The sequence below is a fragment of the Mesorhizobium sp. B2-3-11 genome (assembly GCF_006442215.1).
GTDB lineage: Bacteria > Pseudomonadota > Alphaproteobacteria > Rhizobiales > Rhizobiaceae > Mesorhizobium > Mesorhizobium salmacidum.
In genome coordinates, this window is record NZ_VFVS01000004.1 from 76,807 (window position 1) to 101,656 (window position 24,850).

The 24,850-nt window shown below is 62.5% G+C and carries 25 protein-coding genes; 9 read left to right on the forward strand and 16 right to left on the reverse strand.

What is annotated here, in order from left to right:
- The first annotated feature begins 186 nt into the window (after positions 1 to 186).
- Positions 187 to 1,107, forward strand: coding sequence for a diacylglycerol kinase family protein (locus tag FJ960_RS07615; RefSeq protein ID WP_140712923.1), 921 nt, complete (start codon positions 187 to 189; stop codon positions 1,105 to 1,107).
- Between the two features lie 29 nt (positions 1,108 to 1,136).
- Here the strand turns inward: FJ960_RS07615 and FJ960_RS07620 are convergent, their stop codons facing one another.
- The 3 genes from FJ960_RS07620 to FJ960_RS07630 form a co-directional block, all read right to left on the reverse strand.
- Entirely contained in the window at positions 1,137 to 1,337 is a 201-nt protein-coding gene (locus tag FJ960_RS07620; protein ID WP_140712925.1) for a hypothetical protein, read from the reverse strand.
- Positions 1,338 to 1,569: 232 nt separating this feature from the next.
- Positions 1,570 to 2,049 (reverse strand): hypothetical protein, encoded by a 480-nt coding sequence (locus FJ960_RS07625; RefSeq protein ID WP_140712927.1) that lies wholly within the window; start codon positions 2,047 to 2,049, stop codon positions 1,570 to 1,572.
- A 10-nt stretch (positions 2,050 to 2,059) separates the two neighbouring features.
- Positions 2,060 to 2,386 carry a DUF883 family protein gene (locus FJ960_RS07630; protein WP_140509753.1) on the reverse strand — a complete coding sequence of 109 codons (327 nt, stop codon included), beginning with the start codon at positions 2,384 to 2,386 and terminating at the stop codon, positions 2,060 to 2,062.
- Positions 2,387 to 2,738: 352 nt separating this feature from the next.
- On the opposite strand from FJ960_RS07630, the gene FJ960_RS07635 reads away from it, so the two are divergent.
- The gene (locus FJ960_RS07635; RefSeq protein ID WP_181169955.1) at positions 2,739 to 3,119 is read left to right on the forward strand and encodes a response regulator; all 381 of its coding nucleotides are present in this window, start codon (positions 2,739 to 2,741) and stop codon (positions 3,117 to 3,119) included.
- Positions 3,120 to 3,155: 36 nt separating this feature from the next.
- Here the strand turns inward: FJ960_RS07635 and FJ960_RS07640 are convergent, their stop codons facing one another.
- Together FJ960_RS07640 and FJ960_RS07645 are read right to left on the reverse strand one after the other, a co-directional pair.
- The gene (locus FJ960_RS07640) at positions 3,156 to 3,707 is read right to left on the reverse strand and encodes an RNA polymerase sigma factor (protein ID WP_010911883.1); all 552 of its coding nucleotides are present in this window, start codon (positions 3,705 to 3,707) and stop codon (positions 3,156 to 3,158) included.
- Positions 3,708 to 3,710: 3 nt separating this feature from the next.
- The gene (locus tag FJ960_RS07645) at positions 3,711 to 3,914 is read right to left on the reverse strand and encodes a NepR family anti-sigma factor (protein ID WP_032934943.1); all 204 of its coding nucleotides are present in this window, start codon (positions 3,912 to 3,914) and stop codon (positions 3,711 to 3,713) included.
- 215 nt (positions 3,915 to 4,129) lie between these two features.
- On the opposite strand from FJ960_RS07645, the gene FJ960_RS07650 reads away from it, so the two are divergent.
- The 6 genes from FJ960_RS07650 (at position 4,130) to FJ960_RS07670 (ending at position 7,550) form a co-directional block, all read left to right on the forward strand.
- Positions 4,130 to 4,924, forward strand: coding sequence for a response regulator (locus FJ960_RS07650; protein WP_140509751.1), 795 nt, complete (start codon positions 4,130 to 4,132; stop codon positions 4,922 to 4,924).
- A 205-nt stretch (positions 4,925 to 5,129) separates the two neighbouring features.
- Positions 5,130 to 5,294: a DUF1328 domain-containing protein gene (locus tag FJ960_RS07655; RefSeq protein ID WP_006203859.1), complete on the forward strand. Its 165-nt coding sequence runs from the start codon at positions 5,130 to 5,132 to the stop codon at positions 5,292 to 5,294.
- Positions 5,295 to 5,456: 162 nt separating this feature from the next.
- Positions 5,457 to 6,491, forward strand: coding sequence for a sensor histidine kinase (locus FJ960_RS07660; protein WP_140712929.1), 1,035 nt, complete (start codon positions 5,457 to 5,459; stop codon positions 6,489 to 6,491).
- A 133-nt stretch (positions 6,492 to 6,624) separates the two neighbouring features.
- Positions 6,625 to 6,801 (forward strand): hypothetical protein, encoded by a 177-nt coding sequence (locus tag FJ960_RS29430; RefSeq protein WP_181165928.1) that lies wholly within the window; start codon positions 6,625 to 6,627, stop codon positions 6,799 to 6,801.
- Between the two features lie 145 nt (positions 6,802 to 6,946).
- The gene (locus FJ960_RS07665; RefSeq protein WP_246672654.1) at positions 6,947 to 7,222 is read left to right on the forward strand and encodes a hypothetical protein; all 276 of its coding nucleotides are present in this window, start codon (positions 6,947 to 6,949) and stop codon (positions 7,220 to 7,222) included.
- An 82-nt stretch (positions 7,223 to 7,304) separates the two neighbouring features.
- A complete protein-coding gene (locus tag FJ960_RS07670; RefSeq protein ID WP_027141909.1) occupies positions 7,305 to 7,550 on the forward strand; it encodes a YMGG-like glycine zipper-containing protein in 246 nt (81 codons plus the stop codon).
- 129 nt (positions 7,551 to 7,679) lie between these two features.
- On the opposite strand, the gene FJ960_RS07675 is transcribed toward FJ960_RS07670, so the two are convergent.
- The 4 genes from FJ960_RS07675 to xylF all read right to left on the reverse strand — a co-directional run bounded on the left by FJ960_RS07675 (position 7,680) and on the right by xylF (position 12,805).
- The gene (locus FJ960_RS07675; RefSeq protein WP_140712933.1) at positions 7,680 to 9,320 is read right to left on the reverse strand and encodes a CHASE domain-containing protein; all 1,641 of its coding nucleotides are present in this window, start codon (positions 9,318 to 9,320) and stop codon (positions 7,680 to 7,682) included.
- Between the two features lie 137 nt (positions 9,321 to 9,457).
- On the reverse strand, positions 9,458 to 10,216 hold the full coding sequence (locus FJ960_RS07680; protein ID WP_246672658.1) for an ATP-binding cassette domain-containing protein: 759 nt from the start codon (positions 10,214 to 10,216) through the stop codon (positions 9,458 to 9,460).
- Positions 10,217 to 10,270: 54 nt separating this feature from the next.
- Positions 10,271 to 11,623 (reverse strand): sugar ABC transporter permease, encoded by a 1,353-nt coding sequence (locus FJ960_RS07685; RefSeq protein ID WP_140509741.1) that lies wholly within the window; start codon positions 11,621 to 11,623, stop codon positions 10,271 to 10,273.
- Positions 11,624 to 11,764: 141 nt separating this feature from the next.
- Positions 11,765 to 12,805 carry a D-xylose ABC transporter substrate-binding protein gene (gene xylF / locus FJ960_RS07690; RefSeq protein ID WP_027141905.1) on the reverse strand — a complete coding sequence of 347 codons (1,041 nt, stop codon included), beginning with the start codon at positions 12,803 to 12,805 and terminating at the stop codon, positions 11,765 to 11,767.
- 271 nt (positions 12,806 to 13,076) lie between these two features.
- Here xylF and FJ960_RS07695 point away from each other — a divergent pair, with 271 nt between their 5' ends.
- The gene (locus tag FJ960_RS07695) at positions 13,077 to 14,324 is read left to right on the forward strand and encodes an ROK family protein (protein WP_140509739.1); all 1,248 of its coding nucleotides are present in this window, start codon (positions 13,077 to 13,079) and stop codon (positions 14,322 to 14,324) included.
- A 2-nt stretch (positions 14,325 to 14,326) separates the two neighbouring features.
- Here the strand turns inward: FJ960_RS07695 and phoB are convergent, their stop codons facing one another.
- From phoB to FJ960_RS07730, 7 genes are all read right to left on the reverse strand, one after another.
- Positions 14,327 to 15,016 carry a phosphate regulon transcriptional regulator PhoB gene (gene phoB, locus FJ960_RS07700; protein WP_010911896.1) on the reverse strand — a complete coding sequence of 230 codons (690 nt, stop codon included), beginning with the start codon at positions 15,014 to 15,016 and terminating at the stop codon, positions 14,327 to 14,329.
- A 19-nt stretch (positions 15,017 to 15,035) separates the two neighbouring features.
- Positions 15,036 to 15,743, reverse strand: a complete 708-nt coding sequence (phoU, locus tag FJ960_RS07705; RefSeq protein WP_140509735.1) for a phosphate signaling complex protein PhoU — start codon at positions 15,741 to 15,743, stop codon at positions 15,036 to 15,038.
- 25 nt (positions 15,744 to 15,768) lie between these two features.
- A complete protein-coding gene (gene pstB / locus FJ960_RS07710; RefSeq protein WP_140509733.1) occupies positions 15,769 to 16,572 on the reverse strand; it encodes a phosphate ABC transporter ATP-binding protein PstB in 804 nt (267 codons plus the stop codon).
- Complete coding sequence (gene pstA, locus FJ960_RS07715) at positions 16,569 to 17,420, reverse strand: phosphate ABC transporter permease PstA (protein WP_015315385.1); 852 nt, start codon at positions 17,418 to 17,420, stop codon at positions 16,569 to 16,571. The genes pstB and pstA overlap by 4 nt, the downstream gene beginning before the upstream one ends.
- A 3-nt stretch (positions 17,421 to 17,423) precedes the next feature.
- The gene (gene pstC, locus FJ960_RS07720; protein ID WP_140712935.1) at positions 17,424 to 18,407 is read right to left on the reverse strand and encodes a phosphate ABC transporter permease subunit PstC; all 984 of its coding nucleotides are present in this window, start codon (positions 18,405 to 18,407) and stop codon (positions 17,424 to 17,426) included.
- Positions 18,408 to 18,473: 66 nt separating this feature from the next.
- A complete protein-coding gene (gene pstS / locus FJ960_RS07725) occupies positions 18,474 to 19,529 on the reverse strand; it encodes a phosphate ABC transporter substrate-binding protein PstS (protein WP_140509728.1) in 1,056 nt (351 codons plus the stop codon).
- Between the two features lie 532 nt (positions 19,530 to 20,061).
- A complete protein-coding gene (locus FJ960_RS07730) occupies positions 20,062 to 24,606 on the reverse strand; it encodes a PAS domain-containing protein (RefSeq protein WP_181174176.1) in 4,545 nt (1,514 codons plus the stop codon).
- Positions 24,607 to 24,850: the final 244 nt, after the last annotated feature.

A 24,850-nucleotide genomic window follows, 5' to 3' on the forward strand; every position in this document is an offset into this window, starting at 1 on the left:
AAAAACCGCGGCATCCGAGACCAAAACCACCATGCGGATGGGTAACCGCCAGCCGACGCAACCCCTGGATTCCGACCTTGGATACCGGCCTGCATTTCAGCGCAACCGGAACCTTTCCTGGTCCGCTGCGTTTCGGCCTCCGGCTAGGTACCCCTGGGCCAGTTTGATTGAACAGCGGAGCCGGGCATGAAATTTGCAGCGGTGCTGAACCGCGACGGCGGCACCTTGCGCACCACCGATCTCATGGCCTTTTCCGACCGGATGCGTCAGACGTTGGAATCGGCGGGCCATTCTCTCAGCATCGACATCGTTGCCGGCCGGGATATAGCGGAAACCCTCGACAGCGCCGTCTCGCGCCGCACCGTCGACGTCGTGCTCGCCGGCGGCGGCGACGGAACCATCTCAGCCGCGGCTGCCAGGCTGATGGGCAAGAAAAAGGCGCTCGCCATATTGCCGGCCGGCACGATGAACCTGTTCGCGCGCGGTCTCGGCATTCCGCAGTCGCTCGATGCCGCGCTGGAATCCTTCGCCGACGGCGAAATCATTTCGGTCGACATGGCCACGGCCAATGGCCAGCCATTCGTTCATCAGTTCTCGATCGGCATGCATGCCAAGATGGTGCAACTGCGCCAGAAGATGGAATTCGGGTCGCGCCTGGGTAAGATCGGTGCTTCAGCCAAGGCCGCCTGGGCGACGATCAAGAACCCCCCGGCACTGAACGTTACGCTCGGCATTGGCGACGCCGAGGTGACGGCGCACATCTCGGGCATCGGCGTCACCAACAATCTGTTCGGCGAAGGCCATTTGCCTTATGCCGACAACCCTGCGGGCGGCGTGCTTGGCATCTACGTCACGGTGGCGCAACAGCGCGCTGAACTGGTCAAGTTCTTCTTCAACATGGCGCGCGGCAAATGGCGCGACAACGAGCACGTCGAAATCCATCAGGCCGACCGTGCAGTGCTGAAAATCCACTCCGGCGGCAGAAAATTTCGCGCCGTGATGGATGGCGAACTGGTCAGGCTCGATCGTGAGACGACGATCGAAATCAAACCCGGAGCGCTCAATGTGCTGGTGCCGGCCAGCGTGGCCCAGGCGAAGGCCGCCTGATGCGGTGTGACGCCACGGGAGCCGCGATTTTAGCCGGAAGGCGCCGGGCCGGAATCCGGCGGAGCGGGGACGGGTTGTTCGCCTGTGTTCGGTGCTTTGATCAACTCGCCGTAGATCTCGGCGACGCCCCAGGCGATGAGCGCCAAGAGTAGTCCGGCGATCAGGATTTGGAACCCATGCCAACCCCATCGCCCCTGACGCGCTTTGTTTTCGGGAATGTTCTTGGTCATGGCGGTTCCTCGTCCGGTTTCGCGTCGGCTGGCCCGATCGGCAAATCACGCTCGGGTAACGGTCCCTCGCAAGGATGGTTCCGGCTGCAAGGTTGTCTCGGGTCGGCGAGGACATCAAGGCAAGCCGTTGGAGACTTCGTTGGATACCGGGTGGAAACGGTGTCCAGCGCGAGAGATATTGATGGCGCTGGAATATCTGTCGAAGTGACACGAGGCGGGCCGGCCGGCGCTGCTATCCCTCGCCGGCATCCGGACGGTCGGCGTCGGACTTCACGTTCTCGCGGTAGATGGCATAGGCCGCGAGTGCCACGGCCGGACCAAGAATAATCCCGAGCCCACCTTTTCCCTTGAGCCCACTTTTTCCCTTGAGCAATGTCGGTAGCACCGCAAGCGCGGCCGTAATTCCGATCGTCTTCATGTCGGCCTTGCGCCGCCTTGCTTCGCGGCGGACCTGGGCGCCCGACACCAGCCGATGGATCAGAACAATAAGGCCCGCGATCACCAGGAAGCCGACACCGAAACCAACCGCGGCAGCCAGCGATCCATAGCGCGCCGATGTCCAGATGTAAGCCGCCCCGACCAGGAAGCCGAGGCCGCAGAATGCCGCCAGCGCTGCAAGCGCATAGGCGGTGGCCGCTGTGCGCGCACGGCGCATCACAGCCATGGTCTCACCCGAGGCGAAACCCGAGAGCAGGGAAGCCAGCAGTCCCATCTCGGCGAAACTAGCGACGCGCGAGCAGCGCGAACAGGAAGCCGATGCCAGCGGCGATTGCCAGCGACGTTACCGGCTTTTCGCGTACGCTTGCCACCATCTGCGCCTCGATATCCCTGGCGTTGCCGCGCAGGCTGTCGAATGCGGCCTCCCCTTGGGCGCGCAACTGCTCGACGCCTTCGGCCGCCGCCCGACGTGCTGTGCCGTAGCCGTGTTGACCGGTCTGGGCTAACTGTTTGGTGAGCTTGTCGATGTCGGCCTTCAACTGCCTGATGTCGGCTTCAAGATCCGAATTAGTCCGGCCTTCGTTGGCGGTTTTCCCTGCGGCGGTTGCCATTGCTTAACTCCTTGTGATTGCTCGGTTTCAAACGCGCCTTGCGCTTCAAGGTTCCGATGCCGGGACAAACTAGCCGAAAACTCGGTCATGCGCACCCGATCCCCCGCCTCTGGCAAGAAGCGCTGCGTCAGGTCAGCGGCCGGTAACGGCCATTGCTCGCAAGGATATTGCCGGTTTGAAAAACCGCACTCGGTCTTGCTGGGCATTCCGCCCGCTTGCAAATGCCTGCCGCAGCAGGTCCGTTCTACGCGCTTGCCTGAGATTGGCCTTTCATCGGCGCCGTGTATCTTTTTTAAATGACAACACACCGAATTGCGATCATGACTCCCGACGTTTCAAGGAGCAATTGCCTGTGCCTCAATTACTTGACGGATTGCGCATTCTTGTCCTGGAGGATGAATACCTCATAGCCATGGATGTCGAGCAACTCTGCCGCGACCACGGTGCAAGCGAGGTGGTGGTTGCCCGCGACCTGGCCGAGGTCGATGGCCGGAAGGTCGCGACGGATTTCGACGCGGCCATTGTCGATCTAGTGCTGGGCGGTGCCTCGACGCTTGAATTCGCCGCGGGTCTGCGTGAAACCGGCGTCCCGTTCGTTTTCGCGTCCGGCTATTCGGATGCGGACGAGATCAAGGCGTCATTCCCCGGGGTGAGGCTGGTCACCAAGCCCTATTCAGGCGAAGACCTCGTCGAAGCCGTGGCGCTGGCCTACGGTCGCGGCTCCCCTGACTGACGCGACACGTCCGCATCGCCGTTATTCGGCCCGCGTTCAATGCGCCGCCGTCCCCGTGACCTGAGCCGAGATCGCATCGGGACCATACTCGTCCTCGCCGGAGATTTTCAGGATTTCCTGCAGGCGCGTGCGGGCCCTGCTGACGCGGCTCTTGATCGTTCCGACCGCGCAACCGCAGATTTCGGCGGCCTCCTCATAGGAGAAGCCCGAAGCGCCGATCAGGATGATGGCTTCGCGCTGGTCCTCCGGCAATTGCTCGAGAGCGCCGCGAAAATCCTTGAGGTCGAGTTGGCCGTGCTGGGCAGGATGCACTGCAAGCCGGGCCGTCATGATGCCGTCGCTGTCCTGCACCTCGCGGCCGCGCTTGCGCATTTGCGAATAGAATTCATTGCGCAGGATCGTGAAAAGCCACGCCTTGAGGTTGGTGCCGGGCTGAAAGCTCTCATGCTTGTCCCAGGCCTTGACCAGCGTTTCCTGAACGAGATCGTCGGCCTTATCGGCATTCTGAGTCAGCGACACGGCAAAAGCCCGCAAGCTTGGGATTGCCCCAAGCAAATCGGTCTTGAAGCCTTGGGAGACCGCTGCCATGCCTCAGTCCTTCTTCTGTGCGGGTTCGGCCTGTTCCAGTTGGCTGAGCAACCGGGCGAAGCGATCCGGCACATTGTCGGAGACCAGCTCGTCATAATATTGTTTGAGTTTGCGCCCGATTTCGGAGTTCGGCCCAAGAGGGTCGCCGACGCCGTTCCGGCGCCTGCCCGCGGCGCCAGCCAGAATATCTTTCGTCATATCCTTCATTTCGCCCTTTTATTCCCAGAGCTCAAGCCGCTCATACATAACACGAGACAAGCGCTACCCTCGTCTGGTTTGCCCAACCCGACGTCCAAACGCCATTGCCACTGATTCGTTCCATATCGGCGGAACTTTTTCGGAAAAGCGGCGTTATTTCCACCGGGCTTGCAATCAGTGACCTGCAATGCATCGAACCGCGTCAGCTGAGGGAGACGTCCATCATGAGCTTGTCCGCCACCATCGCTCCGCATCTGCCGTTCCTGCGGCGCTTCTCGCGTGCCGTCTCGGGATCGCAGGAGAGCGGCGACGCGCTGGTCGCCGCGATGCTTGAGGCCATCATTGCCGATATCGACATCTTCCCGGAGGCGTCGAGTGACCGGATCGCCTTGTACAAGGTTTTTGCCAAGCTCTTCACATCCGTTGCCATCCGCGTTCCGCAGGAGCAGTCACAATCGGCTTGGGAGCAGCGCGCGGCCGCCAATCTCAATGCGATCGCGCCGCTTCCCCGCCAGGCCTTCCTGCTGGTTGCAGTCGAAGGTTTCAGCGAGGACGAGGCGGCCGAAATCCTCGACGTCGGCGACCAGCAGTTCTCCGAGCTGCTCGCCCAGGCAAGCAACGAGATTTCCCGTCAGGTGGCGACCGACGTGCTGATCATCGAGGATGAGCCGCTGATCGCCATGGACATAGAGGAGATGGTCGAAAGCCTCGGTCATCGGGTCGTGGGAACGGCGCGCACCCATGCCGAAGCGGTGACGATGTTCGGCAAGACCCGGCCGAAGATGGTCCTGGCCGATATCCAGCTCGCCGACGGCAGTTCAGGCATCGAGGCGGTGAACGAAATGCTCTCTTCGACATCGGTGCCGGTGATCTTCATCACCGCCTTTCCCGAACGTCTCCTGACCGGAGAGCGCCCCGAACCCGCCTTCCTCGTGACCAAGCCGTTCAATCCCGACATGGTCAAGGCGCTGATCAGCCAGGCGTTGTTCTTCGACCGGCAGGCCAAGGCTGCCGCATAGATCGCTGCCTCGGACGCAGGACAGAGACATCAAGGCCGCTGGATGCGATTGTTTCCGGTGGCCTTTTTGACAAGCCGGATCGGCCATCGGCGAATTTCCGGCCCGCGCTGCCCGGAACGATTTGCAAGCACCGTCTTTTTCGGCGAATGGTGGAACAAACCGCATCCACCCACGTTTTTACCGCATCATTGGAAGGAGATGAGCCATGCTTTACTGGGCGCTCGTATTTCTCGTTGTGGCGATTATCGCCGGTGCGCTTGGTTTCGGCGGCATTGCCGGCACCTCCGCTGGTATCGCGCAGATATTGTTCTTCATCTTCCTGGCTTTCCTGATCATTTCGCTTCTGGCCGGCCTGTTCAGGCGGGCGTGAGCCTGGCGAGTTATCAGGCGAACACTGGAAGCCGCACCCCTCAAACGGTTTCCAGCCACCGCCGGGCGGCGTCCTTCAATGGACACCGTCCGGCGGACCGCTTTTAGCGGAACCCATTCGACAGTGAGCCGTTCAGGCTGAGTTGGGTGAACAGATTGACCTATGCGCTCCAGGACTTCAGATAAGACGGAAGGCGCACGGAGCGATGAAGTCATCGCCATGCACCCCGCTGAAAGCGGCATGCAGCTTGGCCGTGCCCTTCTTCACGCCCTGCACAATGCCGGCATTTCCGTTCTTTATCAGGATCGCGAGATGAAAACCGTATGGGCCCGCAACATGCGCGCGCCCTGGGTCTCCGATGAGGTCGAGGGGAACGGCACCCTGCCGATGGCGCAGGCCGACCGCATCGCCGCCGCCAAGCGCGAGGTGGTCGCGACCGGCGATGCTCAGCGCCTTGAAATCAGTGTCCCGGTCGAGAACGGCGTTCGCTGGTTTCATATCTGGGTCGATGCCGACCGAGGCGATGGTGGCGATGTACAAGGCGTCGTCACCACCATGGTTGAGACGACCGAGCAGAAGCGGCGCGAACAGACATTGACGACGTTGCTGCGTGAAGTCAGCCACCGCTCGAAGAACCTGCTGGCGATCATCCAGAGCATCGCGACCCAGACCGGTCGTTATTCCGACGGCGTCGGCGACTTCCTGACGCGCTTCCGCGGCCGGCTGCAGTCGCTGGCCTCCTCCCAGGATCTGGTGACATCCTCCAACTGGCGGGGGGCAGCCCTTCATGAACTGGTGGCGAGCCAGGTCGGCCGCTACGGAGCGAACCCATCGCACAGCCTTCGCTTCCGTGGCGCCAATCCCTACCTCAATCCCAACGCCGCGCTGCATATTGGCCTGGCGATGCATGAACTCGCCGTCAACTCCGTCAGCTACGGCGCCCTGTCCCGGCCGGACGGTTTCGTCGAGGTCACCGCCGACCTTAACGCCGCCGCCACGGGGGACGTGGCCTTGTCTTTGACATGGGTCGAAACGATAGGGACCGACGACGATGGGGGCGGGCAAAAGCGATTCGGCAGCGTCGCGTTGGAGCGTGTGGTGCCAGCGTCCCTGAACGGAACCGCGAACCTCGATATCGGCGACGGCCACCTCGAATACCGCCTGGTCGTTCCGCACAGCAATTTCGAGACGCAGTGAGAGCCCGGCAAGCAGCGATTCTTAACCGGCTGTTCACCATAAGAGCGAATACTGTTTTTCCCAGATATCGCCGGAACCCACCCCGTTTTCGGACATTGTTGGCAGGCTTGCAGCGCGGTACGGGAGGAACGTCTTGACGGTTGCCGACATGAACAGACTGGAACAAGCCGCCCGGATTTCGATGGGCGAATTTCAGGAATCCGAATCCTCCGCAAGAACACTCCCTGAAGCAGGCAAGGGTTTGATGAAGGGGCTCGTTCTTGCGCTGGCCGCGATAATGTCGCTGGCCGTTCTTTGGCAGTTGAGCTGACTTAGGTCCTGCTCACCTCACCGTGCGCGCTGTTGAAATCGCCGATCGGTCAACGCGGGGGCATCTTCGACCGTGAGAGCCCCGTTGGAATGACAGGAACTTTTTGACGATGTCGGTCGTTATTGCGGCCAGAGGAACATCTGTCATGCAACACATAACCGCGTTGGCCGAATGCCGGGAATTGCAGGTCCCTGTCAGTGTTTTTGCGACTGCTGACGAATGCAACGCTGAGCGCCCCTTCGCGATGGGCGACGTACAGGGGCAGGCGCAGCATTTCGTCACCGAATGCCTCGCGGTCGATCCTGCGTCGGAGGACGAGTACGATCAAATTGTCTGCAAGATGCGGCCAGACGGTAGCCTTAACGCTTCGTTGACCATTTCCGACCTCAGCCCAGGAAAAGACGACGTTAATCAACAATAAATTGCAGCAGCAAAGGCCGTCGTTTCGTGCTAAACGGCGGTTGGAGCTTACTAAAGTGTGGACACAAGTGAGGAGTGACTCTATGCGGAAAATACTTATTGCCATGGTTGCAGTGGTCGCCGTCAGCGGCTGCACCACGACCGAGCAGGACGTCGTCGGCGGCGGCTTGATCGGTGCGGGCGTAGGCGGGTTGGTCGGCGGCGGCAAGGGCGCGCTGATAGGCGCGGCCGTCGGTGCCGGGTCCGGCCTGCTGGTTCGCAACCTGCGCAACGGCTACTGCCAGTATCGCGATCATCGCGGCCGTATCTATACGGCCCGCTGCAACTAATTCAGCGATTAGAGCAATCAGGAGCGGCTCGGCGATTTCCATCAAACGCTGAACCGCTCTAATGGAATACAAAACCGGGGGCCATATCCGGCCTCCGGATTTTCTTGGCCGTTGCCGATCGGCAGGATTTCAGCCGACCAGCGGAATTCTGATTTCCACCTTCAGGCCGTCAGCCTGGAAATCCCGCTTGATCGTGCCGCGCAATTCGCGGGTGACGTTGAGGTCGATCAGTTTCGTACCGAATCCGGTCACGGCCGGCGCCTCGATCTTGTTTTTTCCAGCTTCCCGCCAGTTCAGCGCCAGGATCCGCTCGCGTCCACGCCCTTCCAGCGACCAATCCACTTTCAGCGCCCAATCCCCCTTGGACGAATTCGCGGAATTGCCGGCTTCACCATATTTCAGCGCATTGGTGGCGAGTTCATGAAAGGTCAGGCCAAGCGCCTGCGTCGTGGTTTCATCGAGCAGCACCTCCGGGCCTGACAGGAGCCCCTCCGGCAACTCCTTGCCGAACACCTGGCCGAGCTCGATGCGCAGCAGGTCGGCAAGGTCGGCTTTCTGCCAGCGTGAGCGCGTCAACATGTCCTGCGAGGCGGCCATCGCCTGCAGCCTGGCCGAGAAGGAATTGGAGAACTCATTGACGTCGGTTGCCCGCGACGCCGTCTGCCGGGCGATCGCCAGCACCCTGGTGATCGAGTTCTTGATGCGATGCTTCATCTCCTGCAGCATCAGGTCCTTTTCGAGCAGGCTCTTTTCCGTTGTTTCATGCAAGGCCGACACCGCGTCATAGGCTCGCTCCTGATAGCGCGCCACCAGCGCGATGGCGCCGGCCAGGAGCAGGCCGAACAGTCCCAGCATCACAGGGATGGCGCGCGACGAGGGTTGCGAGAAGGCACTGGTCGGCCTGAACAACACGGTCCACGGGCGCCCCGCCACGGTCATCTTGCGGGTGGCCAGCAGCCGGTCTCCCAAGGATGAAGCCGGTGGCGTCTCCGAGCGGAACAACAGATTGTCGCTGTTTGCCGTTCCGTCATAGATCTCTGTGTTGACCGGCAGCAGCGGCGTGCGGCTCAGCGCGATCTGGAACAGATCCCGGGCGCGGAAGGCGGCATAGAGAAAGCCGGCGGTCGAGGAGCGCGATGCGTTGATGACCTCCGGCGCCGTTTCGACGTTGAGCCGCACGAAGACCAGGAAGCCGGTGAAGGTCTGCGCGGCACCCGTGCCCTGGCCGAGCTGCACCAGCCCACTTGCATGCTGTTGGTCGTCGGCCATTGCCTTTTCGATCGCCGCGCGCCGCACCGGCTCGCTGAACATGTCGTAGCCGATGCTGGCCTGGTTGGACGGATCCAGCGGCTCGAAAAGCGCAATCGGCGTGCGCCAGGGCTGCGTCGTATCCGGATAGACCGGATGGCTGGCGCCGAAATCGTGGAGGATGTCGCGTTCGACCGTTTCCTCGTCGCCCGTCTTGACCAGCCGCAGGAAGCCGATGCCGCGCAGGCCGCCGAAATTGCTGTCGACATCCAGCGCCTTGAAGAAGGCCTTGAACTCGTTCTGGGAAATATCGCCGTTGCGCGCGTCGAACAGGGCCTTCGTCGAGCGCAGCAGCGACAGATGCAGGTCGATGCGGCTCTCGATCCGATTGAGGGCGTCATCGGCCGCCCCTTCGAACTTGATGCGGGCGGCTTCCTGCGTCGCGAAATAAGCGAATCCCGCCATGGTCATGCTGATCAATGCAACGGCAATGAACGCGACGATTGGAAAAAGCTTCTTCAACGGATGATGCGGTCCACGATCAAACAGGACCTTTATGGGCAAGTCACCGGGCCAACACAATGGTCAGGCCAAGCCATCGTGATCACTGGCATATCATGTGAACGGCAACGGCGCGTGCCCGAGCAGCCTGGCCGGCCTCAGGCGGCGATCTTCAGCGCACCCGGCCCCGGTATGGCACCTGGAGGACATTTACCCAGGATGATCATGCCCAGCACCTCGTCCTGGGTGACATCCGTGGTGCGTGCCGTGCCGACGACCTGACCGTTCTTCATCACGCAGACCCGGTCGGCAAGCTCGAACACGTCGTGGATGTCGTGGCTGATCAGGAAGATGCCGATGCCGTCGGACTTGAGCTGCCTGACCAGCTCGCCGACCTGTGCCGTTTCCTGGGGGCCGAGTGCCGCCGTCGGCTCGTCCATGATCAGGATGCGGGCGTTGAACAGGATGGCGCGTGCGATCGCCACTGACTGGCGCTGTCCGCCCGATAGTTTGATCACCGGTTCCTTGAAACGCTGGAAGCGAGGATTGAGCCGCCCCATCACCTTGCGCGCCTCGGCCTCCATGGCGACGTCGTCGAGCGTGCCCCAGGCGGTCATCAGCTCGCGGCCGAGGAACAGATTGGCGGCGGCATCGACATTGTCTGCCAACGCCAGCGTCTGGTAGATCGTCTCGATGCCGTATTTCTTGGCGTCGCGCGGGTTGGAGATCGCTGCCTCCTCGCCATTGACGAATATCTGGCCGGAGTCGCGCTTGTAGGCGCCGGACAGGATCTTGATCAGCGTCGACTTGCCGGCGCCGTTGTGGCCGAGCAGCGCCACGACCTCGCCGGGGAAAAGATCGATCGAGGCATCGTCGACGGCACGGATGCCGCCGAATGCGATCGAGATATTACGCATGTCGACCAGCGCGGTGGCTGCAGGAGCAGTCTTGTCAATCACGGTGATGCCTCCCTAAACGCGCTTGCGGTAAACGGTGTCGAGCCACACCGCGATGACCAGCACGGCGCCGACGACGATGCTCTGCAGAGGCGAATCGACGCCGAGCAGCACCATGCCCGACTGCAGCGACTGCATCAGCAACGCGCCGAGCATGGCGCCGATGATCGTTCCCGAGCCGCCGGCAAGCGACGTGCCGCCGATGACGGCCGCGGCAATGACGAGCAACTCATCCAATGTTCCAAGCACATTGGTGGCCGAGTTCTGCCGGGCCGACGAAATGGCGGCGGCGATCGTGGCCAGCACGCCCATGATCATGAACACCTTCATGGTGATCCAGCGCGTGTTGATGCCGGCGAGGTTGGCCGCTTCCGGATTGCCGCCGATGGCAAAGACATAACGGCCGAAACGGGTGCGTTTTGTGATGAAGGTCATGACCAGACCGACGGCGACGGCCATCAATACCGGTATGGCGATGCCGTGGGCGATGAATAGCCCGCCCTCCGGCACGGTGATGTTGTTGGCGGCCGCGTACCGGTTCACGATGCCGATCGGCCACGGATAGGAGTTGGCCAGCCACACCGCGCCCATGATGACGGCACAGGTGACGACGCCGAGCAGCGTCTCGGCCCAGATCGGCCGCAGCGGGAAGCGGAACCGCTTTCGTTGCACCCGCCCGTTGAACAGCGCAAACACGACGGCCAGGCAGGCGACGATGCCTACGACCCAGCTCCAGGTCGCACCGATCGATCCGGCCGGTCCGCCGCCCATCAGCTGGAAGGTGGCGTCGAGCGGTGCCACCGTCTGGCCGCTGGTGACCCACCAGGCGGCACCGCGCCAGACCAGCAGGCCGCCCAGCGTGACGATGAAGGCCGGCACTTCGAGATAGGCGATGACGAAGCCCTGGAAGGCGCCGATCAAAAGGCCGAGCGCCAGGCCGATGACCAGTGCCAGCACCCAAATCCATGGATTGCCGAGTTCAAGCCCCACGAACCGGACCAGGAAATGCACCTGGGCAAAGCCCATGACCATGCCGATCAGGCCCTCGGCGGAACCGACGGACAGGTCGATGTTGCGCATGACGATGACCAGCACCATGCCGCAGGCCATGATTGCGACCGCGGACGTCTGCACCGACAGATTCCACAGATTGCGCGGCGTCAGAAACGTGCGGCTGTCGAAATCGAACGGATTGACGCCAAGACGCAAGCTCGAAATCACATGCAGCGCGACCCAGATCAGCAGCAGGGCGCCGATCATGCCGAGCATACGGGTGTCGATCTCGGTCGCTTTCAGGAACCGGGCAACCGCGCCGAGTTCCGAGGCGCGCGCGGTATCGGCCTGCAGGTTGGACGTCGTGTCGGTCATGATTTCCTCCAACCGGCTGGCCGTCTGACACGGATGCCGAACCCAGCCTAGAAGCTATCCGCGTGATGCGGAAACACAAATCTTTTTGAGAAAACGCCGCGGCTTGGGGCCGCGGCGCCTTCATTCTTCAAGCGGTCAAACTCAGTTGCAGGCCGCGACGCTGCCGGCGGCGACGCCCGCGCAGACTTCGTCCTTCTTGATCCAGCCGGCGTCGATGACGAGGTTGAGATTGTCCTTGGTGATGGCGACCGGGGTCAGGAACAGCGACTTGACGGTGTTGCCGCCAGGCGTCGTGAAGTCCTTCGCGCCGGCGATGTCGGTCATCTTCTTGCCGTCGGCGAGCTGCGAGGCGATCTCGGCGGCGTTCTTGCCGAGTTCACGCGCATCCTTCCACACCGACACGGTCTGGGTGCCGAGCGCGATGCGGTTGAGCGCGGCGTGGTCGCCGTCCTGGCCAGAGACCGGCACGGTGCCGGCGAGCCCCTGCGCCGTCAGCGCCGCGACGACGCCGCCGGCGGTGCCGTCATTGGCCGCGACCACGGCGTCGACCTTATTGTCGTTGGCGGTGAGGAACTGCTCCATGTTCTTCTGGGCGTTGGCGGGCAGCCAGCCGTCCGTATAGGCTTCGCCGACATTCTTGATCTTGCCGCTGTCGATGGCTTCCTTCAGCACTTCCATCGAGCCCGAGAACAGGAAGTCGGCATTCGGGTCGGCACCCGAGCCCTTGATGAAGACGTAATTGCCTTCAGGCTTCACCTTGAACACCTCGCGAGCCTGCATGCGGCCGACTTCCTTGTTGTCGAAGGTCAGGTAGAAGACGTCCTTGTTCTCGATCAGGCGGTCATAGCCGACGACCGGAATGCCCTCGTCGAGCGCCTTCTGCACCGCTGGGCCGATGGCCGAAGCATCCTGCGCCAGGATGATCAGCGAATTGGCGCCCTGGGAAATCAGGCTTTCGACATCGGTCAGCTGCTTGCCGGGATTGGACTGCGCATCGGCGGAAATGTACTTGTCGCCCGCGGCCTCGATCGCTTTCTTCATGGCGGCCTCGTCGGTCTTCCAGCGCTCTTCCTGGAAATTCGACCACGAAACGCCGATGACCTTGTCCTTCGCCTGCGCCACCGACGCCAGCGTCAGCGACATGGCGACACCCGCCAGGATGGCGACTGTGAATCTCTTCATGGTATATCCTCCCTGCGCCGCGTATGGCGCGACCAAACTGGCCCGAAGGCCGGCACAAAGGCCCTATTTTTTCGAGCCTCGAAAAAATACTGATCCATCGTCGGAACACTGTCAACATCGATTCTGATGGATTTTGAGGTGCCGGGAGCCTTTTTTCGAGTCCCGCAATAAATAAATGACAGCTCCTGCCGCATCTGCCAGTATTCGGCCCATTGCCGGAGAGGTTCGAGGGGGTGTCAAGAACCGCGGCGACGGGGAGGATGTGGGAAGCATGTCGGTCGGAATCCGCCACGACGATCTGCGCCGGCGCAACCGCGCCATGGTGATTGCAGCCGTGCGTCAGGGTGGTCAGCCCTCGCGCACCGAGATCGCCGCCACCACCGGCCTCAGCCACTCGACCATATCGGCGATATCAGCCGACCTGATCGACGAGGGTATCCTGACCGAAGGCAAGCCGAACGAAGCCGGTTCACTGAAACGCGGCCGGCCGCAGGTTGGCCTTGGCCTCAACCCCGAGGCCGCGGCTGTGATGACCGTGGTGCTGTCGCTGAATTTCCTGTCCGTCGCCGTCATCGATTATTCCGGCCAGGTGGTCGCCGAGGAACAGCGACGGCTGGACACGCTGACCATGTCGCGCGAGGCGCTGATCGGCGAATGCACGGCAATAGTGCGGCGGCGCCTCGAGGACCCCGATCTCGACGTCCGCAGTATTGCCCGCATCGCGCTGGCGATCCAGGGCATCACCGACAGCGAGGCGCGTGCGATGCTGTGGTCGCCGATCACGCCGCAGACGAACATTCCCTTCGCCGACATACTTGAAGCCGAGTTCGGCATCCCCGCCACCATGGAGAACGACTGCAACATGATGGCGGTGGCGCTGCGCTGGCGCGACCCCGAACGCTACCGCGACGACTTCATCGCCATCCTGCTCTCGCACGGCATCGGCATGGGCCTGGTGCTGAAGGGCGAGCTGTTCACCGGCACGCATTCATCGGGAGGCGAGTTCGGCCACATGATCCATCGCCCGGGAGGCGCGCTCTGCCGCTGCGGACGGCGCGGCTGCGTCGAGGCCTATGCCGGCAACTACGCCATCTGGCGCAACGCCAGGCAGCTTGGCGAGGACGCCGAACCGGTCGCAGATGTCAGCGATGCGCAGATGCGGACACTCGCCGCGACGGCAAGGGAGAAAGACGGACCGGAGCGCGAAGCCTATCGCAAGGCCGGCGAGGCGCTGGGCTATGGGCTGGGCAGCCTGTTCGCGCTGATCGATCCCGCACCCGTCGCCATGGTCGGCGTCAGCGCCGCCGCCTTCGACCTGATCGAGCCGGCCTTGCGCGAGGCCATCGGCCAGACCGCCGGCGGCCAGCATTCGGAATCGATTTCCTTCGACACCGAGCCGAACGAGCTGCCGCTCATCCGCGAAGGTTGCGCTATGCGCGCATTGACCTTCGTGGACCAGGAGATTTTCGCGCCGGGCGTGCTGGCGAGGCCCGGCGTTCCGGGCAAGAATGTAGCCTGATTTCAGTCTTCGCGGATCGCGTAGCCGGCGCCGCGAATGGTGCGGATCACGTCCGGCATACGGCCGTTGTTGACCGCCTTGCGCAGCCGGCCGACATGCACGTCCACGGTGCGTTCATCGATATAGATCGTCTCGCCCCAGACATTGTCGAGCAGCTGGCTGCGCGAGAACACGCGGCCGGGATGACGCATCATGAATTCGAGCAGCCGGAACTCGGTCGGTCCGAGCCGGATCTCGCTCTTCTTGCGATAGACCCGGTGCGATTCCCGGTCGAGCACGATGTCGCCGACCTTGAGCACGCTGGACAGCACTTCCGGCTTGGCGCGGCGCAGCAGCGCCTTGACCCGGGCCATGAATTCCGGTGTCGAGAACGGCTTGACCAGATAGTCGTCGGCACCGGTCGAGAGGCCGCGCACGCGGTCGCTCTCCTCGCCGCGCGCCGTCAACATGATGATCGGCAGCCTCTCGGTCTCGGGCCGCATTCGCAGGCGCCGACAGAGTTCGATGCCGGAAACCGCCGGCACCATCCAGTCGAGCACCAGGAGGTCGGGCACGTTTTCCTGGAGGCGTATCTCGGCTTCGTCGCCGCGTGTCACCACCTCGACCTGGTAACCCTCGGATTCGAGATTGTAGCGGAGGAGCACACCGAGCGGCTCCTCGTCCTCCACCACCATGATGCGTGGCGCGATCATCGATCGATCATCCCTGCCGTCAAGCCGCCGGCACCGACATCGCCGTCTCGTCCTGCTTCGGACGGTTGGCGGGCAGTTGGGTACCGGTCAGCACATAATATGCATTCTCGGCAATGTTGGTCACGTGGTCGCCGATGCGTTCGAGATTTTTGGCGCAGAACAAAAGATGCGTGCAAGCCGTGATGTTGCGGGGATCCTCCATCATGTAGGTCAGGAGTTCGCGGAACACCGAAGTGTATTTGATGTCGATGCGTTCGTCGTCATTCCTGAGCTTGGCGAGGGCGGCGGCATCGCCTGCCGCGTATTCCTCGACTACCCCCTGCACCTGGATCAGCACCAGCTGCGCCATGGAATCTATCGAGTGCGACAGATCGCGCGGGGTGGCGGTAAGGCCGACGGAGCCGACGCGCTTTGCAATGTTCTTGGCAAGGTCGCCGATGCGTTCGAGATCGCCCGCCATGCGGATGGAGCCGACGACATGACGCAGATCGTCGGCCATCGGCTGGCGCTTGGCGATCAGGGTGATGGCGCGATCGTCGAGTTCGCGCTGGCGCGCGTCCATGATGGCGTCATCGGAGACGACGCGCTGTGCCAGCGCATTGTCGGAATTCAGCAGCGCCTTGGTGGCGCCGCCGACCATCGTGCCGGCAAGATCGCCCATGTCGCTGATCAGCTTGCTGATCTGTCCGAGATCCTCGTCGAAGGCTGCGACTGTGTGTTCGGCCATGATCCTGGTCCTCGTATGCGTGAGATCAGCCGAAGCGGCCGGTGATGTAGTCCTGCGTGCGCTTCTCGCGAGGCGACGTGAAGATCTTCTCGGTCTTGTCGAATTCGACCAGCTCGCCCAGATACATGAAAGCCGTCTGCTTCGAGACCCGCGCGGCCTGCTGCATGTTGTGGGTGACGATGACGATCGTGTAGTCGGCCTGCAACTCGTCGATCAATTCCTCGATCTTGGCGGTCGACAATGGGTCGAGCGCCGAGGCCGGCTCGTCGAGCAGGATGACCTCCGGCTTCACCGCCACGGTGCGGGCGATGCAAAGCCGCTGCTGCTGGCCGCCCGACAGGCTGAGTCCGCTGGCATTGAGCTTGTCCTTGACCTCGTTCCACAGCGCGGCGCGCTTCAGCGCCTGCTCGACACGGCCGTCCATCTCTGCCTTGCCGATCTTCTCATAGAGCCTGACGCCGAAGGCGATGTTCTCATAGATCGACATCGGGAACGGCGTCGGCTTCTGGAACACCATGCCGATCTTGGTGCGCAATAGGTTGAGATCCTGCGAGCGGTCGAGAACGTTCTGGCCGTCGAGCAGCACCTGACCCTCGGCGGTCTGCTTGGGGTAGAGTTCGTAGATGCGGTTGAAGACGCGCAGCAGCGTCGACTTTCCGCAACCCGACGGTCCAATGAAGGCCGTCACGCTGCGCTCGGGCAGCGACAGCGTGATGTCTTTCAGCGCCTTCGACTGGCCGTAGTAGAAATTGAGGTTCTTGACCTCGATCTTCGCCTTGGCGGCCGCCTCGGTGGCAATCGTCATGTCTGGAGACAACATCTGGCTCATTTGTCCTCTCTGCGTCCGGTCAGGCTGCGCGCGAAGATGCTGAGCGCGAGAACCGTCAATGTGATTATGAGTGCGCCGGTCCAGGCCAGTTGCTGCCATTCCTCGTAGGGGCTGAGAGCGAACTGGAAAATGGTGACCGGCAGGCTGGCCATCGGCGCGTTGAGGTTGCTCGACCAGAACTGGTTGTTCAGCGCCGTGAAAAGAAGCGGCGCCGTCTCGCCGGAAATGCGGGCGATGGCCAGCAATATGCCGGTGACGATGCCGGACATCGCCGCGCGGTAGGCCACCGAACGGATCACCACCCAGCGTGGCGCGCCAATCGCCGTGCCGGCCTCGCGCAAGGCGTTCGGCACAAGGTTGAGCATGTCCTCGGTGGTGCGCACCACGACGGGGATGACCAGGATGGCCAGCGCGACGGCGCCGGCGATGGCGGAGAAATGCCCCATCGGCCGCACCATCAATTCGTAGACGAACAGACCAATGATGATCGATGGCGCCGACAGCAGGATGTCGTTGATAAAGCGTACCACGGTGGTGAGTTTCGAAAAGCGGCCGTATTCGGCCATGTAGGTGCCGGCCAGCACGCCGATCGGCGTGCCGACGACGATGCCGATGATGGTCATCACGATGCTGCCGTAGATGGCGTTGAGCAGGCCACCGGCATCACCGGGCGGCGGGGTCATTTCCGTGAACACCGAGAGCGAAACGCCCGACAGACCCTTATAGAGCAGCGCGCCGAGGATCAGCGCCAGCCAGGCAAGGCCGATGCCGGCGGCGATGACGCAGAGCGTCATCATCACGCCGTTCTTGCGCTTGCGGCTCTGGTGAAGCGATGCGGCTGTCGACATCGGTCAGACTCCGGTACGGGCATCGATGCGCATCAGCATGTACCGGGCGATGGCAAGGATGAGGAAGGTGATGACGAACAGGATCAGGCCGAGCGCCACCAGCGAGGAGGTGTAGAGATCGCCGACGGCTTCGGTGAATTCGTTGGCGATGGTTGCCGAGATCGTCGTTGCCGGCGCGAACAGCGAGGCGCTGATCCGGTGGGCGTTGCCGATGACGAAGGTGACCGCCATGGTTTCACCGAGCGCACGGCCGAGAGCAAGCATGACGCCGCCCATGATGCCGATGCGGGTGTAGGGGACGACGACCCGGCGTGTTACCTCCCAGGTCGTGCAGCCAATGCCGTAGGCGGACTCCTTCAGCACCGGCGGCACCGTGTCGAACACATCCTTGGTGATCGAGGTGATGAAAGGCAGGATCATGATGGCCAGGATCATCGCCGAGGTCAGCAGGCCAATGCCATAAGGGGGTCCGGCGAACAGGCTGTTAAGGCCGGGAATGCCATGGAACACGCTGATGATGAAAGGTTGCACTGTCGTCTGCAGGAACGGTGCCAGCACGAACAGGCCCCAGATGCCGTAGATGATCGAAGGAATGCCGGCCAGCAGTTCCACCGCCATGCCGATCGGGCGCCGAAGCGGACGCGGGCAGAGCTCGGTGAGAAAAATGGCGATGCCGATGCCGAGCGGCACGGCGATCAGGATAGCGATGGCCGAAGTGATGATGGTGCCATAGATCGGCGCCAGGGCGCCGAATTTCTCGGTGACGGGATTCCAGCTCTCGGTGGTCAGAAAGGAGAAGCCGAAGGTCGACAGTGCCTGCCAGGAACCGGCGAACAAGGAGATGGCAACGCCGCCGAGCAGCACCAGCACGAGAATGGCTGCGGCGCGGGTCAGCCCATGGAAGATTGAATCGGTCAACGCGAACCGTCTGACGGTGGCGTCGCGTGAACCTCGAATGGCTGGCAAGGCTTCCTGGGCAGCGCTCATGTCAAGCTCGGCTCTTTGTGTTGATTGAAAAGGAGCGCCGCGGGGCGGCGCTCCTCCAGAAAGATATTACTCGCCGGCGTAGACGGGCTTGCCGTCGGCCTTGATGTCGGCCTTCCACGAAGCCTTGATGAGGTCGACGACGCTGTCGGGGATCGACACGTAGTCGAGCGCCTTGGCGGTTTCCTTGCCGTCCTTGTAGGCCCAGGCAAAGAACTTCAGCGCTTCACCGGTGGCAGCGGCATCGTCCGGAGCCTTGTGGATCAGCACCCAGGTCGAGGCGGCGATCGGCCAGGTGGCGTCGCCGGGCTCGTTGGTGATGATGACGTTGAAGTTCTTCGCGCCCTTGAAGTCGGCATTCGAAGCGGCGGCGCCGAAGGATTCGAGCGACGGCTCGACGACCTTGCCGGCTGCATTCACCATCTTGGAGTAGGACAGCTTGTTCTGCTTGGCATAGGCATATTCGACGTAGCCGATGCCGCCGTCGGTCTGCTTGACGGTGTTGGCAACGCCTTCGCTGCCCTTGGCGCCGACGCCGGTTGGCCATTCGACGGCCGTGTCCGAACCAACCTTGTCCTTCCAGTCGGGCGACAGTTTCACCAGGTAGTCGGTGAAGTTGAAGGTCGTGCCCGAACCGTCCGAGCGATGCACGACCGCGATCGCGGTCGACGGCAGGGTGAGCGAGGGGTTCAGCGCCTTGATCGCGGCGTCGTCCCAGGTGGTGATGGCGCCGAGATAGATCTGGGCCAGCGTCTTGCCGTCGAGGACGAGTTCGCCCGGCTTGATGCCCGTGAGGTTGACGATCGGCACGATACCGCCCATCACCATCGGGAACTGCACGAGGCCGTTCTTTTCGAGGTCTGCGTCGGACATCGGCTTGTCGGTGGCGCCGAAGGTCACGGTCTTGGCGATGACCTGCTTGATGCCGCCGCCGGAGCCGATCGACTGGTAGTTGAGGCCGATGCCGGTGTCCTTCTTGTAGGTGTCGGCCCATTTGGCGAACACCGGATAGATGAAGGTCGAGCCGGCGCCGGAAAGATCAGCTGCCATTGCTGCGGAAAGGGTGAGGGTGGACGCCGCAGCCATTGCAATCGCAACGGCCGCCGAGCGGATGAAGTGTCTCATGTGGCCTGCTCCTGTTCGGAAGATGGTCTCTCGGCGCCACTTCTTTCCGGCGCCCGCTGAGGCCAATAGCCTTGGATTATAACAGTCGCATGACAGTTTCATGTCAGCCCGGTAACGCGTCGCCGGCACCGGGAAAAGCACCGGTGTCGGGCGCTTCGCGGCGCGATCCGAGTTTACCGCCGGAATCAGGGGCTTGAGCCGTTCGACGGCTGGAAGCACCCGGAATTCGACGGGGCTTTCCCAAGTGAAGAAAATCCGGACGGGAGCGCGTTGCTCGCAGCCAGAGCGTGTCATGGCTGGGCCATCGCCAAAAACAGGTCCGTTGGGGTAGAGTGACACTGTTTCTTGCAGGCGGTCGCTGCTCCCGCCCGTAACTGAGAAGAGCGGAATTCGATTTTGCTATTGTTCCGGCTGGACACCGTCTTTGATATGGCGCGATCGCACCATAGTCACTGCACGCGGAAGTAGCGGCAAATCCCCAGCTGATTCCCTCGATTTGCCTCACCGGATCCAAAATCCAGCGACGCGGGCGCTATCCCGCGTTGCGATGGACCTGACGGCCGGCGCCGACCCAACGCTCGACCTTCTCGAGCAGGGCCTTGGGGCTGATCGGCTTGGGCAGATAGTCGTCCATGCCCGCCTCCAGGCAGCGTTCGCGGTCACCCTTGAGCGCATGCGCGGTGACCCCGACGATCGGCACATGCGTACCGGTTTCCTGCTCCAGCAGGCGGATCGCGGCCGTCGCTTCGAGACCGCTCATCTCCGGCATCGAGACATCCATCAGGATCATGCACGGATTGAGCGTGCCGAAGGCGTCGAGTGCCTTGCGGCCATTGCCGACGATCTCGAAACCGTAGCCGGTCTCGCCGAGGATCTGGGTGAAGACCATCTGGTTCACCTCATTGTCCTCGGCCACGAGGATATCCAGCCTGTGCCCGCCCCCGGTGGCAGGCAGTCTGGGACGAACCGGCGGCGGCTGCAGCTGCGCGCGCTGCTCGGAAAGCGCCAGAGGCGACCGCGGGGTAATCTCGAGCGCCTCGCTCGCTGGCGGCTGAACGGCCTGATCGTTGGTGGCGTGGCGATGGCGCTGGATGGTCGCAACCAAGGTCTCCAGGAGTACCGAGGAGCGTGCCGGCTTTATCAACTGCGCGTCGATGCCGAGATCGCGGTAGCTGGTGTTGGCAAGCGACTGGTCGACCGAGGTCAGCATGATGATCGGCGTGTCCGCGAGGCCCTCGGTGTTGCGCACGATGCGCGCCATTTCGGCGCCGCTCATCTCAGGCATCTGATAGTCGAGCACGACACAATCCACCGCCACGCCATAGGCTGCCGCGGCGATCAGCACCTTGAGACCTTCGGCGCCGCTTTCGGCCGCGCAGGAATCGAACGTCCACGAGGTCATCTGCTCGGTCAGGATGGCGCGGTTGACGGCATTGTCGTCGACGATCAGCACGCGTGCGCCCGTCACGTCCACCGGCGTGATGCGCTGCCCGTTCTGCTGCCCGGCCCCCGGCAGCGTCACCGTGAACCAGAAGGTCGACCCCTTGCCTTCGGCGCTCTCGACGCCGATGTCGCCACCCATCAGGTCGACCAGCCGCGAGGTGATGGCAAGGCCAAGCCCGGTGCCCTCGTGGCGCCTTGTCGACGACGTGTCGACCTGGCTGAATTTCTCGAACACCAGTTTCTGTTTTTCCTCGGGGATGCCGATGCCGGTGTCGGTGACCGAGATCGTCAGCCTGGTTCCCGTCGGAACTCGTTCGCCGCTCACATCGACCAGCACGTGGCCTTCTTCGGTGAACTTCACCGCATTGCCGACCAGGTTGGTGACGATTTGCCGGATGCGGCCGACATCGCCGATGAACAGGCTTTCGAGCCGCGGCTCGATGCGCACGATGAGCTCGAGGTCCTTTTCCTTGGCCCGCGTAGACACCAGCGTCGCCACGTCCTCGATCGCCTCGGCGAGATTGAAGGGCGCCGGGTCGAGCACCAGCTGGCCGGCATCGATCTTGGAGAAATCCAGGATGTCGTTGATGATGGTCAACAGCGCATTGCCCGATTTGACGATGATGTCGGTGAATGTCTTCTGCTTCGGGTCGAGATTGGATTTGGCCAGCAGTTCAGCCATGCCCAGCACGCCATTCATCGGCGTGCGGATCTCGTGGCTCATATTGGCGAGGAATTCCGACTTGGCGCGGTCGGCGAGCACGGCGCGCTGACGCGCTTCGCTGAGCTCCGCCTCACGCTGCTTCAGTTCCGTGATGTCGGTCGTCGAACCGATCAAATAGAGCGAACCGTCGGAGGCGATCATTGCGCCCTTGCGGGCGAACTGATGTCTGACGCTGCCGTCGGGAAGGCGCACCGTCTCCTCAATCTCCTGGGTCTCGCCGGTACGCAGCACGGCGAGATCGCTGGCCACGAAGGCCTCGCCATCCGGCCCGAAGATCTCGACGTCGGTGTTGCCGATCGCCTCCTGCTTGCTGAAGCCGGTGAGATCGCACCAGCCCTTGTTGACATAGAACTGCCTGAGATCGGAGCGCTTGGCGTAGATCGACACCGGCACATTGTCGATAAGGCTGCGGAACACCTCGTTCTCGCGCATGCTCTCTTCCAGAGCTTGCTCGCGCGCCTTGACGTCGGTGATGTCGGTGCTGGAGCCGACCAGATGCACCGATCCGTCCGTAGCCACTAGGCGGCTCTTGCGCGTCACCAACTGCCGCACCGTTCCGTCACGATGGGTGACGGGCTCCTCGACCTCACGCACATTGCCGTTCGTCACGACATCGGTGTCGTCCTGGCTGAAGCCCTCTGCTTCCTCGCCGCTGAACAGCTGGCGGTCGGTCCGGCCGATGACATCGTCCTTGGCGAGACCGGTCAGCGCGCACCAGGCCTTGTTGACGAATTCGATGCTCAGGTCCTGCGCCTTGATGAAGGCGGCTACCGGCAACTCGTCCATGACATGCCGGAAGAGATCGAGCTGGCGCATCGAGTGATGAAGCGCAGCCTCGCGGCTCTTCAGGTCGGTGATGTCGACGCGCACGCCGATGAAGGTGCCGTCTCCGGTGCGCATGTCGTAGACCTGGTACCAGCGTCCATCCCCATTGAGGCGCTCATAGGAGGAATTCGGCAGGCGGTAACGCGCCAGAATGCCATCAAGCCAGCGTTCGGAATCGACTTCGTAAAGGCTGTCGATTCCAGGATCGCCGCTCGACCGGAAATAGCCGACCGAATGGCCGAACTCCAGCGCTTCGCGGAAAGTGCGGCCGGGCTGCCAGAAGGGCTTCAGCGCCGGCAGCGAATCCTGCAGCCTGTGGTTGGCGAAGACGAACTTGTCGTCCCGGTCGTAGATGATAACGCCTGCCGGCAGCGATTCCAGCACGCTGGCGAGATGCTTGCGCGCATCTTCGGCTTCGGTCTCGCGCCGCTTCATGTCGGAAATATCGAAGAGAAAGCCGGCGACATAGTCGCGGCCGCTTGCCATGCGGACGCGGTTCTTCCTGACAATGCGCGAACGGCTGGCGCCGTCGGCCTCGAAGCTTTCTTCCACTTCATATTGCCGCCCGCCAGCCAGCACCTCACGTTCGCTGCTTTCGAACAGCGCGACGTCGGCCGGCCCGAGGAAATCGCCCCCCGGCCTGCCAAGCATGGCCTGCGGCGCCTGCTTGAACAGCGCCGCGAAGGCCTCGTTGACGAAGACGAATCGCAGATTGTCGTCCTTGACGAAGATCGGATCCTTGACGCCGTTGATCACGGCCTCCGCCAGGCGCGCCTTCTCCAGTGCTTCGGCAAGTTCAGCCTCTCGGTCCTTCATGTCGGTGATATCGACGTAGGAAATGAACCGCTTGCCGCCGGCCAGCGCCGCCATCGACGAGATCAGCGTCCGGCCGTCATTGCGCGGGAACTGCCGCGATCCGGCTGTGCCGGCTCTGATTTCAGCCTCGCGTTCGGCGACATGTCGCTGCCATGTCGCGTCGTCCGAACCATAGGGGTCTATGTCGCGGCTCGCGTCCATCAGATCGCGGAAGCTGCAGCCGATCTCGGCGCGCCGGGCGTCGATCTGCCAGAAATCGTAAAAGGCGCGGTTGATGACCTCGGCACGCATGTCGGCATCGAGGACGAGGACACCGATCGGCATCTGATCGACCATGGTGCGGAGATTGGCGAATGTCTCGGCGATCTTGGCGTTGGCATTCTCGATCTCCGCGTCACGACGCTTGACCTCGGTGACCTCATAGTAGGTCAGCAGCCGCTTGCCTCCCGACAGAGCCGTCACCGAGAACATCATAGTCCGCCCGTCGCTGTGGACAAACTCCCGAGGTGCGACGGTACCGCCCCTGATCTCCTCGATGCGAGTGGCGAGGTAGCGCTGCCATTGCTCTTCGTCGATGTCGCCATAGATGCCATTGCGGCGGTTGAGTTCCATCAAAAGGCTGAACGGCGCTCCAACCGTCACGGCCCCATCCGGAATCCTGGAGAGATCGCGATAGGCCTTGTTGACGATCAGCGTGTCGAGCCCGGCATCCAGAAGCACGACGCCCATATGCATGGCGTCCATCGTCCGCTCGAGATCGGCAAGATGCTGGACGGGCTCGCCGCCAGCCGGAGGCTCCATGTCCTCGAAGGCACTGGCCAGCGCGGTGACATTGCGGCCTATGCCGCGATAGCCGGCAAATTTTCCGTCACTGTCGAAACGCGGGAAACCTGACGTTAGCACCCAGCGGCAGTCGGGGCGGCCACCCTTCAGTTCGTACACGAAGTCGCGGAACGGCCGGTGCGCCTGCAAGTCCTCCAGATGGGCTGCCGCGCTGCGGTTGCCCTTCCGGACCTGATTGAGAAAATCGAACCGGAACCGGCCAAGCACATCAGCCGGATCGATACCCGTCGCAGCCTGGTAGTCTTGAGAAAGCCAGGAAAAGCGAAGCTCCGCGTCGGTTTCCCAGGTCCAGTCCGAAGCCGCTTCGACGAGCTGGCGAAGCGCGCCGGCGCGATCCATGTCTACGCCGGACGGTCCATCATGCGCGGCTGCCTTGCCGGGCTCACGCTTGCCGCGCGCGCCGATTGCTTCGTTCGATTCCGCCATGCTGTCCCCACCCCGAAAATCAAGGCCGAACCCTCCCTCCGCGGTTCATCGGCGGAATGTGCCGCAGAAGCATTAACGATCCGCTAACCTTAACGGCGCAACCGGCCTGTTCCTGCTGCGTTATTCCGTCCGGTTGTGGCGCGCGGCAAGGCCGCGCTATAAGCATGCGCAGGGGTGTTGCTAATGTATGGACGAATAGGGCCTTTCTTGCTGGGTGTGGCGCTGCTTTTCGGCGGCGGCTGCT